12 protein-coding genes are annotated in these 12,993 nt (G+C 65.5%); 1 reads left to right on the top strand and 11 read right to left on the bottom strand.

The window, feature by feature from the left end; all coding sequences use genetic code 11:
- The 11 genes from HWN72_RS23280 to HWN72_RS23230 all read right to left on the bottom strand — a co-directional run bounded on the left by HWN72_RS23280 (position 1) and on the right by HWN72_RS23230 (position 10,190).
- Positions 1–513, bottom strand: coding sequence for a hypothetical protein (locus HWN72_RS23280; protein WP_211151527.1), 513 nt, complete (start codon positions 511–513; stop codon positions 1–3).
- The gene (locus HWN72_RS23275; protein WP_211151526.1) at positions 510–1,691 is read right to left on the bottom strand and encodes a phosphotransferase family protein; all 1,182 of its coding nucleotides are present in this window, start codon (positions 1,689–1,691) and stop codon (positions 510–512) included. The genes HWN72_RS23280 and HWN72_RS23275 overlap by 4 nt, the downstream gene beginning before the upstream one ends.
- Before the next feature lie 16 nt (positions 1,692–1,707).
- A complete protein-coding gene (locus HWN72_RS23270) occupies positions 1,708–2,499 on the bottom strand; it encodes an enoyl-CoA hydratase/isomerase family protein (RefSeq protein WP_036525237.1) in 792 nt (263 codons plus the stop codon).
- Positions 2,496–3,212 (bottom strand): NAD(P)H-dependent oxidoreductase, encoded by a 717-nt coding sequence (locus HWN72_RS23265; protein WP_036525239.1) that lies wholly within the window; start codon positions 3,210–3,212, stop codon positions 2,496–2,498. Before HWN72_RS23265 ends, HWN72_RS23270 begins: the two co-directional genes overlap by 4 nt.
- Positions 3,209–3,748 carry a hypothetical protein gene (locus HWN72_RS23260; protein WP_155986217.1) on the bottom strand — a complete coding sequence of 180 codons (540 nt, stop codon included), beginning with the start codon at positions 3,746–3,748 and terminating at the stop codon, positions 3,209–3,211. The genes HWN72_RS23265 and HWN72_RS23260 overlap by 4 nt, the downstream gene beginning before the upstream one ends.
- Entirely contained in the window at positions 3,738–4,922 is a 1,185-nt protein-coding gene (locus HWN72_RS23255) for a phosphotransferase family protein (protein ID WP_036525242.1), read from the bottom strand. The genes HWN72_RS23260 and HWN72_RS23255 overlap by 11 nt, the downstream gene beginning before the upstream one ends.
- A complete protein-coding gene (locus HWN72_RS23250; protein WP_036525243.1) occupies positions 4,915–5,424 on the bottom strand; it encodes a hypothetical protein in 510 nt (169 codons plus the stop codon). The genes HWN72_RS23255 and HWN72_RS23250 overlap by 8 nt, the downstream gene beginning before the upstream one ends.
- Positions 5,421–6,629 carry a phosphotransferase family protein gene (locus tag HWN72_RS23245; RefSeq protein ID WP_051586794.1) on the bottom strand — a complete coding sequence of 403 codons (1,209 nt, stop codon included), beginning with the start codon at positions 6,627–6,629 and terminating at the stop codon, positions 5,421–5,423. Before HWN72_RS23245 ends, HWN72_RS23250 begins: the two co-directional genes overlap by 4 nt.
- A gap of 59 nt (positions 6,630–6,688) precedes the next feature.
- Positions 6,689–7,366, bottom strand: a complete 678-nt coding sequence (locus HWN72_RS23240; protein WP_036525245.1) for a TetR/AcrR family transcriptional regulator — start codon at positions 7,364–7,366, stop codon at positions 6,689–6,691.
- A gap of 299 nt (positions 7,367–7,665) precedes the next feature.
- Complete coding sequence (locus HWN72_RS23235) at positions 7,666–9,105, bottom strand: aldehyde dehydrogenase (protein ID WP_036525246.1); 1,440 nt, start codon at positions 9,103–9,105, stop codon at positions 7,666–7,668.
- Positions 9,106–9,134: 29 nt separating this feature from the next.
- Positions 9,135–10,190, bottom strand: a complete 1,056-nt coding sequence (locus HWN72_RS23230) for a 2Fe-2S iron-sulfur cluster binding domain-containing protein (RefSeq protein WP_036525248.1) — start codon at positions 10,188–10,190, stop codon at positions 9,135–9,137.
- A gap of 170 nt (positions 10,191–10,360) precedes the next feature.
- On the opposite strand from HWN72_RS23230, the gene HWN72_RS23225 reads away from it, so the two are divergent.
- Positions 10,361–12,961, top strand: a complete 2,601-nt coding sequence (locus tag HWN72_RS23225) for a TonB-dependent receptor (RefSeq protein ID WP_211151525.1) — start codon at positions 10,361–10,363, stop codon at positions 12,959–12,961.
- Positions 12,962–12,993 lie beyond the last annotated feature (32 nt).

The following is a 12,993-nucleotide window of genomic DNA, read 5'->3' as shown; positions in this document are numbered from 1 at the left end:
TCAGTTGCCCGCGACCATGGCCTCCACGGTCGGCAGCGAATCCGCATCGTGGTCGAAGCCCGCATCCTGAAACCAGCTGCGCGCCCGCCGTGCCTGCCGGATGGAAAAGGCCAGCACCGCCGCGTCGATGGCGCTCCGCACCGCAGGCTCGCCGTCCTGCGCCATCGCGCGCACAAGCCCCTCCAGCGCGCGGCCGACGCGGTGGAAGGCAAGGCGCGGGTCGGCGGGATCGTCCACTTGCGCGCAGGCCTCGGCCAGTTCGCGCCGCGCCATGACTGCCGCAGGCCCGCCCTCGATCGGCGGCAGCGCGGCGACCACGGCCAGCAGGTCCGTCAGACACAGCGCGTGATAGGCGCCGATCAGCGGCATGTGCCGCTCCAGCATGCGCAGTTGCGCGAGCACCACGCCGCACTGCTCGACGGCCAGCAGATTGCCGGAATCGACTGCCGGAACAACGACATGCTCCAGCGTCTGCACCACACTGGCAAGGCGGATGATCGGGTCCGGTGTCATGCCATTTCTCCAGAAAGCAGTTCGCACAGGGTGTCGGACATCCCGGCCGTGCACGATGCGAGGAAAGCCAGCAGCGCGTTCTGGTGGTTGGTCCCGTCGCGCGCCGCGATGATCGACGAGCAATGGTTCATGGCGATCAGCTTGTAGCTCGTCAGGACGCGATACCAGTGCAGCGTCGCCGGATTCACCGTGCGCCCGGTCAACGCCTCGTAGCGCGAAATCAGGTGGCCGGTGGTGAACATCGAGCCGACATGGAACACGCCGTCGGCATCGCGGTGGCCGAACAGCGGCTCGAAACTATAGGCGATATCCTCATGAAAATCGCCGATATGCGTGAGTTCCCAGTCCAGCAGCGCGGTGATTTCCTGCCGCTCCTCGTCGAACAGGAAGTTGCCGACGCGGTAGTCACCGTGGAGCAGCACTGGCTGCTCGCAGACGGGCAGATGGTCGTAGAGCCAGGTCTCGGCCAGCGTCAGCAGCGGCAGGGAATCGGTTTCCTCCAGCGCCCGCACGCGGGTCCAGTAATTGACCTGCCAAAGCGCCGCGTCGGTGGTTTCGGGCCGGGGAACGACGAAATCGTCGAGCCCCGCCGCGCGATAATCCACCGCGTGAATGGCGGCGAGATGGCCGATGAACTGCGAGGTCAGCGCATGCCCGAGGCTTTCCCCGAACCGCGCCTTCAGACCCGAGGGGCCGGCGCCGCTGTCGATGGGCTTGGTCACGCCGCCGACGAAGCCGGTGACCATCAGCGGCTGGCCCATCGTCTCGCCATCGCCGTCCTCGGTCAGGACGGGCGGCACCGGCACCACGCCCGCGACCGCGCGCAGGACTTGCGCCTCGCGGCGGCGGCAGGTCTCGATGATGCCCTCGCGCGGGTCCATGCGCAGCACGCAGCGGGCGAAGGCGGGGTCGATCTCGCCCTCGACATCGAAGACGAACTGCTCCTTGGAAGCCCCTCCCCCCATGCGGCGCACGCCCCGTGCCCGCGCGGCGATGCCTTCGCGGGCGAACAGGACCGAGAGCCCTTCCGCGATATCAGGCGCGGTTCGGGGGATATAAGGCCCCAACTTGCGGCGTTCCTGCTTCGCCAGCAGGATTTCGAGGAGCCGGGGCTCGATCGCATCGCGGTCGATCGCGGCCACCGGTTCTTGCGCTAAGCGCTGTGCCTGGGTCTGCATGACTCCCTCTCTTTTTCTATTTTCCGGTGAACACGGGCTGCCGTTTCTGAGCGAAGGCGGTGATGCCTTCGCGCGCGTCGGCAGTGGCGGCAGCGCGGGCCATGGCCTGTGCTTCGGCCTCCATCTGCGCCTCCGCCGGGACTTCGCCCGAGAGGCGCAGCAGGCGGCGGATTTCGCCGATGGCGCGGGTCGGTCCGGCGGCGATCCGGTGGGCGAGTTCTTGCGCCCGCGCCGCCAGCGCCTCGTCGCCTTCCAGCACTTCGTCGACCAGCCCGGCCTCAGCGGCGGCGGCCGCATCCCAGGTCTCGTTGAGGATCAGGAACCGGCGCGTATGGCTGCGCCCCATGCGGTGCACGAGCGAGAGCGAAGCACCGCCGTCGCAGGCCAGCCCGATCCCGGAATAGGCCGAGACAAACCGCGCCCGGTCGCTCGCCAGCACGAAGTCCGCCCCCGCCGCCAGCGCCACCATGCCGCCCGCGCAGACGCCGTGGACCGCCACCACGATCGGCGCGTCGAGCCGCTGCAGCCGCAGAATTCCGGTATGGAAATCGCCGGTCCACTGCTTCATCAGGCGCGGCAGTTCGTCCAGCCTTGGCAGGAAACCCGCGATGTCGCCACCATAGCCGAAGGCCCTGCCTTCCGCGCGGATCAGCACGGCGCGAACGTTGCAGCGTTCCGACAGGTCGACCGCCACGTCATAAAGGTCGCGGCAGAACGTGCCGTTGATGGGATTGCCGGTCTCGGCCTTGGTGAACGTCAGCGCGGCGATGCCGCCCTGCACGTCGAGGCGCATCGTCTCGTAGCTCATGCCTCGACACTCGCGAGCGGCGCCAGCCTGTCGTCGAAGGCGTTCAGGTCCGGCACGGCGAGCACCGGACGGCGATCAATCTGTGCCACGACGCCGCGCAGATCGTCCAGCAGGGCCGCCCGCGCCGGCTCGCCGATATAAGGCACGTTGTAACCGACGAAGGGCTCCAGCACGCTGGTGCCGACATAGCCGAGCGTGCCCTGGAAGAAATGCCGCATCATGCCCGTGACCAGTTCGCCGTGCACGCCTTGCGCGCCGAACATGTTCTCGCGCCCGCCCAGGCTCATGGCCGCGAAACTGCGCTTTCCGGCCAGTCCGCCGCGTCCGTAGAGGCGCTTTCCGCCATAGCAGACGCCCGACAGCATCACCCGGTCGAACCAGCCCTTCAGGATCGCGGGTGCGCCGAACCAGTAGATCGGGAAGGTGAACACCAGCAGGTCGGCGGCCAGAACCGGCTCGATCTCCTCCAGGATATCGGGCGCCAGCGTGCCGCTTTCGTAGCCGTGGCGCTGCTCCAGCGCATAGACCAAGCGCTCATCGTCGCGGCGGCTGCCGAAGTCGGCGGGCGAGGCGACCGGGTTGAAGCGCTTGGCGTAGAGGTCGGAAATCGTGACTTCGTGACCGTCCGCCTCAAGCTGCGAAGCGATGACGGTCTTCATGGCGGTGACGAAGGAATCGCCCTCAGAATGGGCGTGAACGAGATGGGCTTTCATCGCGGCGTCTCTCCGGCGCTGTAGAGGATGGTTTCGGGCAGGGGCAGGCTCGCCGGGTCGCGGTCGAAGCCGGTGTCGGCCACCCAGGCGCGTTCGAGCAGCGTCTGTCTGCGGGTGTGTTCCAGCACCACCGGCCCGATCGCGCGCAAGGTGGCAGCGTCTTCTCCGACCTGCTGCACGGCGGTCTCGATCGCACCGCGCAAGGCCCTGACCGCCTGCTCCAGAGCGGTGCGGTCAGGCACCACCGGCGGGGCGATCGCGCGGACGTCCTCGATGGCCTGCGCGAGTTCGCCGCGCGCGGGGTGCGCATCGGGCAGGCATGCGGCCACTTCGCTGCCGAAGGCACTGAAGGCATGCGCGTCGTGCACGTGGAATGCGTATTCCTGGGGGATCTGCTTGCGCACCAGCGCCAGCGATCGGACGATCAGCGCCAGTTGCTCACGCGCGAAATCGGCGTCGGGCGGCAGGACCGGCGCGACGATATCCTCCAGCGCCTTCTGCACGGCAGCGAGGCGCAAGGGTGTGTCAGGAACCATTCTCGGCCCTTTCCAGATGCTGCAGAAGCGTATCGACGCAGACATGGCCGAAGCCCGCCAGCCATGTCAGCAGGATGTCCTGATGGCTCTTGCCGCCGATCACACAGCGGATGCCGGTTGCGAGGACGATTATCGCCGATTTCCAGGTGTTCATGACGCTGTAGTACGCGATCTTGCGCGGATCGACCGGGAAGCCGGTGGTGCGTGCGTAGCGGTCGAGGAACTCGGCCTGCTCGATCAGGCCGCAGACGATGAAGCGCCCTTGCGCATCGCGATAGCCGTAACCTTCCTGCAGCGTCCAGGCGAGGTCTTCGTGGTAATCGCCGAGGTGGGCCAGTTCCCAGTCGAGAACCGCCGTCACTTGCGCGGTGTCGGGATCGAACAGGAAGTTGCCTGCGCGAAAGTCATGGTGGACCACCACCACCCGCTCGATCGGCGGCGCATTGGCACGCAGCCACTGCGCGGTATAGCGGATGATGGGCATCGGCTCGTACGAGTCTTCCTCCCAGATCCGCTCCCACCAGTTGATGACCTGATGGACCCCGGCGGTACTGCCTGCTTCCGGCCGATCGAAGGCGTCGAGATCGGCCGACTGCCAGTCGAATTGATGTATCCGCGCCAGCAGGTCGACGAACTGTCCACCCAGCGCATCCTGCAGTTCGGGAGAGAACCCGGTGCCCAGCCCGGTGACGTTGCCGCCCGAGCCCGGCGCCTTGGTCACGCCCTCAACAAACCGGGAGATCATCGCCGGACGGTCGAACCATTGCCCTTCGGCATCCACCCAGGGCGCATCGGGCACCGGCACCGTACCGGCCATCGCCCGCATCATCTGGAATTCGCGCAGGCGGTGCGTCTCGACGACGGATTCGGGCGGTTCGCGCCGAAGGACATGGCGCGCCTCGGTTCCGTCCGGTTGTGCCAGCGTGAAACTGAACTGCTCCTTCGATGCTCCACCGCCCAGCGGCGCGACTTGGGAGACCCGGGCGCCCGGCATGGCGTGCGCGAAGAAGCGCTCCAGCCTTGTTGCGATCTCGCTGACCGGACTAGGCACGTAAGCTGGGCCGGAACGCGCCTGCAGCTTTCGGGTAAGCGCTTCGTCGATCGTGCGTTCCGTCGGATAGCGAAGGCGCAGCGCCTCTATCCACTCGCGCGTGGGATGCTGCTTGCTATCCATCGCCGCGCCCGATCAGTGTCTCGATGGAGGGCAGGTCGGCGGTGTTCACGTCGAAGCCGCAGGCCGCGAACCAAGACCGGTCCCGGGCGGCCTGACGGTTTGCGTGCAGCAGGACTTCACGGTGGAGCGCGCGGCGAAAGTCCGCGTCGCCGTCCCGATCGACAGCGCGAACCAGCCCTTCCAGCGCTTCGGACAAGGCACGATAAGCGACTTCGCCGCGCACCGGAGGCGTTCCGGCGAGGGCCGCCAGTCCTGCCGCTGCGGCAAGGGTTTCAGGCCCTCCCGCCGCATCGATCCTGCCGGAGACCTCGATCAGATCCTGCACGCACAGGCGGGCGTAATCTTCCAGCTTGTCCCACTGCGCCTCCAGCATGCCGATATGCGCGAGCATGAGCCCGGCCTGCTCCTGCGCCAGCGGATTGCCGGGGTCGATCGCGGGCATGATGACCGTCGCCAGCGCCCGGCGCATGCTGGACAGGCGGACTTCGAAACCGGGGTTCATGCCGCCTTCTCCTCAAGCATCAGACGCGTGATCTCGTCGAGCAAAGGGTGCGTGACCATCGACAGCCAGGTCAGCAGGATGTCCTGGTGGTTATGCCGGTTGGCCGCCGCCGTCAGGCCGCTGCTCGCCATCGCCACCACGCTCCACGACAGCAGGATGCGGTAGAAGCGCAGAGTGTCGCGATCGACGATGCGTCCCGTCTCGCGCTCGTAGCCGCCGATGAAATCCTCGACGGTCATGAGGTTGGAGCACAAGTAGCGCCCCTGTTCGTCGCGCGCGCCGAAGATTTCGACCAGCGACCATGCCAGATCCTCGTGATAGTCGCCGACATGGGCGAGTTCCCAGTCAAGGATCGCGGTGATTTCGCCGCTGTCGCCGTCGAACAGATAATTACCGGTACGGAAGTCCCCATGGACGAGAACCAGCTCCCGTGCAGCGGGCAGATTGCTGCGCAGCCAGGATTCGACGACCGCAAAGCCCGGGATCGGCGCATAGGCACCCTCCCGCCAAACCCGCGCCCACAAGTTGACACGCTGGCGCGCGGCCTGGAACGGGTCCGCATCGGGAATGGCGAAGTGCTGCAATGCTGCCACCCGGAAGTCGAAGCGATGGATGGCCGCCATCAGCCGGAGGAACTGCGGTCCGAGCCGCTCGCGCCATTGCGGCGTGAAGCCGGTGCCAAGGCCCGATACGCCTGCGCCCGCCTGCGGCGGCTTGGTGCTGCCACGCTCGAACGAGGTTATCATCCCGGAAGCGCCGAGCCATGTCCCCTCATGATCCAGAAAGCGGGGACGGGGCACCGGAACCACGCCCTGCATGGCTTCCAGGATCTCGAACTCGCGCCGTCGGCTCGTTTCCAGCACGCCGTCAGTCGGGTCCATCCTGACCACGAGCTGTTCGCTGCCCTCAAGGCAAGGCGCGTCCAGCGTGAAAAGGAACTGCTCCTTGGACGCGCCCCCCGCCAGCCTGCGCAGGCCGCTTACCTTCGCAGCCGGATGGAGGTTCTGCGCGAACAGGCGCGTGAGCCGCTCGGTGATGTCGTCGATCGCGACAGGATGATAATCGGATGACGCCAGCTTCGCCGCCCGACCATCCAGCATATGCGCGAGCGTGGGGTCCTGGTCGGCCGGGTCGGCGGCGCGGTTCCGCGCACGATCCGGGCACAGTTGTACGACGCGGGAATCCCCGCCGAACCTTTCGGTCATACATTCTCCCATGTATCTCTATCTGTTATTATCCGGTGCCAGGCACCGGCAGATCACGGTCAAGACTTGAGGAAAGAGAAGTCCCTGATATTCGGCCGGACTTGCCGGACTATCGCAGCTATCGTCCTGCGATCTTCGTCGGACACGATGCCATAGACGATCAATGCGGCATCGTGCGTCATGCGGGCCACGAATTCGGCATCGTCCAAATCTTCCTGGACCCACAGGTCGATCACGCCGGAACTGTGCGTCAGCAATGCCAGTGCGACATCGTCACGCGAAAACGATCCATCGCTCGGATGGTCGGACAAGTAACCGCGCTCGACCAGTCCCGCGAGACTGCGACGCCAGAAGTCCAGCGCGCGGTCGAGGTAGACCGGCCGCGCACCCATGTCGCGCTCGCCCAGCTGGAACTTGTAGAGCGGGCGATAGAGACCCGGCCGCTCCACGAAGAGTTCCGCAGCGAACGTCATGGTGTGTATGGCGTAGAGGACCGGGTCCTTCTCCGAAACATCCGCCTCGCGGCCGCTGATGATCGCATCCAGGCACCGGTTCAGAAGGCTGTAGAGTACCGTCCCTTTCGATCCGAACAGGTTGTAGAACGTCGTCGGGCTGATCCCGACATGCTTGGCCAGCTGGTGCATCGTGAAGTCGGTGCTGGATGTCGAAAGGATCAGCGCCTCGACGCTGTCGAGGATAAGGTCCTTGCGCTGGTCTTTCGGCAGCTTTCTCAACATTTCGGAATCCCGGCAGCACCTTCGGAATGCAGGCAATGTGTGAAGGTTAGCGCCAGAACACGACTTCGCAATCGTAACTCCTGCCACGGCCAATCAAACAGTAATTCGCTTTTCGACAGCGGAGCGAACATTTGCGAACGCTTCCGCTTCCTCAATCACCAAGTTCGGGTCCTTTTCGACCCTGTGCCTCGAAGTGTAATACGTTACAAAAACTCGGTCAATATGTTTATTATTATCTGCTTTCGAAATGCCGGAGATTTCTCGCAGGGGTTCCGCAAAAAATCTCCGGCCCGCAGGCTTCACGCCATGACGTATATGGACTTGGTGTTCTGATAGGCCGCGATCGCCTCAGGCCCGAACTCCCGGCCGAGGCCGCTGGCCTTGATGCCGCCGAACGGCGCGCCGAGCGACGGCATATAGCCGTTCACGCCCACTGTTCCGCTGGCTACCTTGCGAGCGATCTGCGTGGCATGATCGCCATCCGCGCTCCAGACCGAACCGCCGAGGCCGAACGCGCTGTCATTGGCGATGCGAATGGCTTCTTCCTCGCCGTCGTAGGGGATCACCGAAAGCACCGGGCCGAAGATTTCCTCCTGCGCGATGCGGGCTCCATTGTCGACGTCGGCGAAGATGGTCGGCTCCACGAACCAGCCCTGATTGGTCGACTGCGGACGACCGCCACCCGCGACGAGGCGCGCTTCCTGCTTGCCGATGCCGATGTAGCTTTCCACCCGGTCGCGGTGTGCGGCCGATGCCATCGGCCCCACCTGCGTCGCAGGATCGAGCGCATCACCCACCACCAGTCCGTTCGCGAACTCGGCCAGCGCCCCGACCACTTCGTCATAGCGGCGACGCGGCGCCAGCACGCGGGTACCGTTGTAGCATGCCTGGCCGTTGTTGAGCATGCTGGCCATCGGCACGCCCTGCAGGAACGCGCCGACATCGACGTCGTCCAGCAGGATCGCGGCGGACTTGCCGCCCAGTTCCAGCGTGACCGGGCGCAGCAGTTCGCCGCAGGTGCGCGCGATCGCCCGCCCTGCCCCGGTCGAGCCGGTGAAGGCGACCTTGTCGATGCCGGGGTGCGAGACGAGGTAGGCGCCGACATCACGGTCGGCCGCGACCCAGTTGAGCACGCCTGCAGGCACACCCGCTTCCAGCGCTGCTTCGGCGAGCAGGTAGCTGTCGAGGATCGTGCCGGGTGAAGGCTTGATGACGACGGTGCAGCCCGCCGCCATGGCCGGAGCGATCTTGTTGAGCGCCAGCGTCACCGGGAAGTTCCAGGGCACGATCGCGGCGACCACGCCGATGGCGGAACGCTCCACCAGCGTCTCCTTGCCCATCTGCGAGGGCCGCACGTCGGGCGCGCCGAGCCCTTCGGCAAGCTGCGCGTAATACTGCACGACGCCTGCGCCGAACTGCCCTTCCAGCAGCGTGCTGAGACCGATCGGCATGCCGTTCTGCGCACTGACGGTGCGGGCGATCTCATCTCCCCGCGCCGCGACGGCGGCAACGAAGCGCTGCATGACCGCCGCCCGTTCGGCGGGGCTGGCGTCCGCCCAACCCGAAGTCTCGAAAGCCTTGCGTGCTGCAGCCACCGCCGCATCAACGTCGGCCTCGACCGCTTCGGGCGCGCTGCCGTATTCCTCTCCGGTTGAGGCGTTCACCAGCGTGAAGCGGCGGTCACTGGCGGGGGAAACCCACTGGTTGCCGATGAAGAAGGCGTCCTTGGATATCGTCATCGTGGTCATCCTCTTGTGGTATGGGGGTGTCAGGCGCGCGCACCGGCGGCCGAGCTGGCATCGGTGAACTTGTCGTAGTGGATGGCCTCCAGCGCGACGCCCTGCCCCGTCAGTTCGGCGACGGCGGCATCGATCATCGGCGGCGGGCCGCACATATAGGCCTGCAGATCCTGCGATCCGCCAAGTTCGGCGATGGCGTCGGCGATCTCCCGCGTGACCAGACCGTGACGAACGCCGTCGACCTGCTCTTCGGACAGGGCCGGCCGAAACAGGAACTTGCCCTCCCAGCGCGCCGCGATCGCGGCAATGTCTTCAAGGCAGTAGAGATCGCGCTCTCCGCGCCCGCCGAACAACAGCACGACGTCGCGCGCCACGTTGCGGGCAGCCGCATCTTCCAGCAGGCTCATCAGCGGCGACAGACCGCTGCCGCCGCCGACCAGCAGGATGGGCCCCTCACCCGGCCGCAGCCAGAACCCGCCGTGCGCGCCCTCGATGGCGAATTCGGTGTCCGCCAGTTCGCCTGCAAACAGCGCCTCGGTGAAAGCGCCGCCCGGCACGCGGCGGACGAATGCGGACACCGTCCGGCTACCTTCCGGCGCAGGGGCATGGCAGAACGAATAGGACCTGTGCCCCGGCCCCGAAGGCCACCGCACGTTCATGTACTGCCCGGCCTTGAAGCGCAGCGGCGCATCGACCTGCCAGGTCACCTTGCGGATGTCGTGCGTCAGATCCTGCACCGAAACAATTCGGCCGCCGACCGTCACCGGCGCCTCCTCCGCATCCGGCAGATCGACCTCGATGCGCAGATCCGATTCGGGGATCGCCTGGCAAGCCAGGATATAGCCGGCTTGCAGTTCCTCGCGGCTCAGCGTGTAGCCGAAGGGCGTTATCGCATCGACCTTCCCCGACAGCAGCCGCGACCGGCAACTGCCGCAAGTGCCGACCGTGCAGTCGTGCGGATAGGCCAGCCCGTTTTCGAGCGCCTGTTCCAGCACCGTCTTGTTCCGACCGACCGAGAAGGTCGCCCCCGAAGGGACAAGCTCCACCTGCGGCTCGGGCTTCTTGCCGAATAGCTTCTTGAACATGGTCCTATCCCAAATCGGCCGATTCTCGGTGGTCCGGCTTACGATCCAACTATCAGCGGATGCTGCAAAGCACAAACTCGTAAATCTGTTGACATTCGATTCGAGCTACATAATTTACGTATCAAGGTCACGCAAAAAACGTAAAAGTGATCTGGGAATGGGAGAACAGCATGAAAGCGATTCGCTGCGTGAGCATCTGCGCGCTCGCCGTCGGACTCACCTCGCCTGCCTTCGCACAGGAAAGCCAGGATACTGCCAGCCAGGGCGGCCTGCACGAGATCATCGTCACCGCCACCAAACGCTCCGAGAACCTGCAGGATGTGCCGGTCGCGGTTTCGGCGATCTCGTCTGAAACGCTGCAGTCCAAGGGTGTGTTCGAGACCTCCGACCTCAATGCCTCGATGCCGAACCTGCAGGTGTCCTCGCCCTATGGTTCGCAGCAGCCGAACTTCTCCCTGCGCGGCGTCGGCGTCGGCACCGAATTCAACGCGAACGCCGCCTCGCCCGTCGGCGTCTATGTCGACGAGGTCTATCAGGCGTTCCGGTCCAGCCATGGCCAGCAACTCTACGATCTCGAGCAGATCGAGGTCGTGCGCGGCCCGCAGGGCACGCTTTACGGCCGCAACACCACCGGCGGCGCGATCAATTTCATAACCCGCAAGCCCAAGCTCTCCGGCACCAACGGCTATGCCACCATCGGCTACGGCAACTACAACCGGATCAACGGCGAGGCCGCGATCGAAGTCACGCCGGTGGAGGACAAGGTCGGCATCCGCATCGCCGGAACTTACGTCGATTCCGACCCCTACTTGCGCAACCGCCTGGCGCCCGGCCTGAACACTTCGGCAGCGGGCGGCGCATCGGGGCTGAACCAGGTGAATGACCGCTCGCCGGGCGGCACCAAGAGCTACGGCATCCGCGGCACGCTGCGGGTGAAGCCGACCGATACGCTCGATATCACGCTCAAGGGTTACTACGCCAAGGCCGTCGGCGGCACCGAGCCGCCGCTGCCGACCGGGCAGTCGAAGACCAGCGACGTCATCGATTATACCTCGCCCAATTTCCTGCTCGGCGGCCTGTTCGGATCGCTCGCCCCGGCGGGCCTGCTGCCGGCTTCGTACAGCCAGTCGGGCGAAGGACTCGGCCTCAAGGAAATCCAGGCCGACACCATCGGCAAGGCGCTGACCCGCTCGGAAGGCGTCGTCCTCACCGTCAAGGCGGAACTGGGCGATTCTCTCGATCTGGTTTCGGTCAGCGGTTACGATTCCGGGCGTTACCTGCAGTCGATCACCGACTGCGACGGCACGCCGCTGCGCATGTGCGCGATCGGCTATCAGTCCAACTTCAACGCCTTCAACCAGGATCTGCGCTTCGTGCTCGACCGGCAGGCGTTCAAGCTGATCCTGGGCGGCGGATATGGCCGCGACTCGATCACGGCGGACAACCGGCCGGACTTCTTCAACTTCCTGAGCGACGTGCGCGCGGCGGTCGGCCTGCCAGACACGTATTTCAACCCAGGCGGCGCCTTCAACGGCACGGCGCTTTCGGCTGGCTCCCTGCCCACCGGCATCCGCGCGACGAACCATTCCAAGCAGAAGCGCACCAGTTGGGCCCTCTACGGCGAGGGCAGCTACGAGATCACGCCGACCCTGAAGCTGACGGCGGGCCTGCGTTACACGATCGACAAGACACGCTTCATGGACGGCATCACGACCTATTACGACGATGCCGGCAATGCGCGGATGATCACCGTGTCGGACTTCAACGATCCGGCGCTGGGCAACACCTACTTCATCGAGCCGGTGCGCGACGAAGCCGGCAACATCGTCATCCCGTCCTACCGCGACCTCGGCGTGCCGATGCCCGGCGGGCTTGAGCGCAGCGGCAAATCCAAGAAGTTCACCGGCCGGGCGATCCTCGACTGGAAGCCGATCGACGACGTGATGCTTTATGCCAGCTTCAGCCGCGGCTACCGGGCGGGTACCTTCAACGGCCTCGCCTACGGCAGCGCCAATCAGGTCTACTTCGTGCGGCCCGAGCAGGTGAATGCCTACGAGATCGGCTTCAAGTCGCGCTTCCTCAACAACCGGGTGCAGGTCAACGGCGCGTTCTTCTACTACGATTACAAGGGGCAGCAGGGTCAGGTGGTGGATAATACCGCCACCGCCAACCTCATTGCGCTCGACGGCACCCTCAAGGGCTTCGAGGCGGACATCCAGTTCGCCGCCACCGACCGCCTGACGCTGACCGCGTCCGTCGGCATCCTCGACAGCAAGTACAAGGGCTACGATCAGGCCGCCTGCGCCGCCAAGGATTTGTCCGGGCAATTTCCCGCGCAGGACGGCTCGTGCGTCCAGACCTCGGGCGGCAATGTCAGCGTCGGGGGCAATCCCTTCCCTTATGCCGCCAAGTCCTCGCTCAACTTCGGGTTCGACTGGGACGCGGTGGAGCTGGGCGGCGGCACCATCAAGCTGCACGGCGATGCCTCTTACACCGGCCGGTATTACTTCGACTCGTTCAAGGACTATAGCCGCGGCCCGCTCCCGAGCGTCGCCAGCGGCAAGTTCGGCGAGGGCAACGGCGACTACTGGCTGCTGAACGGGCGCATCTCCTACGATACGCCGCGCTACACGATCTCGGTCTGGGGCAAGAACCTGACCAACAAGGTCTATTACCCTTACGGCATCTCGCTCGAAAACCTGTTCGGCAACGGCTACCGCGTGCGCGGCCTGCCACGCACGTACGGCATCGAGGCGACGATGCGCTTCTGACGGTGACCGGGGCGGGGCCGATGGTCCTGCCC

The sequence above is a fragment of the Novosphingobium sp. HR1a genome (assembly GCF_015594425.1).
Lineage (GTDB): Bacteria > Pseudomonadota > Alphaproteobacteria > Sphingomonadales > Sphingomonadaceae > Novosphingobium > Novosphingobium resinovorum_A.
Note: the sequence above shows the minus strand (reverse complement) of the source record. Positions and strands in the feature narration are given on the sequence as shown.

Bases quoted from the DNA above. Each gene is read 5' to 3' on its own strand.
- HWN72_RS23230 (WP_036525248.1), bottom strand. From the start codon at position 10,190: ATGTTCAAGAAGCTATTCGGCAAGAAGCCCGAGCCGCAGGTGGAGCTT.
- HWN72_RS23240 (WP_036525245.1), bottom strand. From the start codon at position 7,366: ATGTTGAGAAAGCTGCCGAAAGACCAGCGCAAGGACCTTATCCTCGAC.
- HWN72_RS23225 (WP_211151525.1), top strand. From the start codon at position 10,361: ATGAAAGCGATTCGCTGCGTGAGCATCTGCGCGCTCGCCGTCGGACTC.
- HWN72_RS23270 (WP_036525237.1), bottom strand. From the start codon at position 2,499: ATGAGCTACGAGACGATGCGCCTCGACGTGCAGGGCGGCATCGCCGCG.
- HWN72_RS23245 (WP_051586794.1), bottom strand. From the start codon at position 6,629: ATGACCGAAAGGTTCGGCGGGGATTCCCGCGTCGTACAACTGTGCCCG.
- HWN72_RS23275 (WP_211151526.1), bottom strand. From the start codon at position 1,691: ATGCAGACCCAGGCACAGCGCTTAGCGCAAGAACCGGTGGCCGCGATC.
- HWN72_RS23280 (WP_211151527.1), bottom strand. From the start codon at position 513: ATGACACCGGACCCGATCATCCGCCTTGCCAGTGTGGTGCAGACGCTG.
- HWN72_RS23265 (WP_036525239.1), bottom strand. From the start codon at position 3,212: ATGAAAGCCCATCTCGTTCACGCCCATTCTGAGGGCGATTCCTTCGTC.
- HWN72_RS23250 (WP_036525243.1), bottom strand. From the start codon at position 5,424: ATGAACCCCGGTTTCGAAGTCCGCCTGTCCAGCATGCGCCGGGCGCTG.
- HWN72_RS23235 (WP_036525246.1), bottom strand. From the start codon at position 9,105: ATGACGATATCCAAGGACGCCTTCTTCATCGGCAACCAGTGGGTTTCC.
- HWN72_RS23255 (WP_036525242.1), bottom strand. From the start codon at position 4,922: ATGGATAGCAAGCAGCATCCCACGCGCGAGTGGATAGAGGCGCTGCGC.
- HWN72_RS23260 (WP_155986217.1), bottom strand. From the start codon at position 3,748: ATGGTTCCTGACACACCCTTGCGCCTCGCTGCCGTGCAGAAGGCGCTG.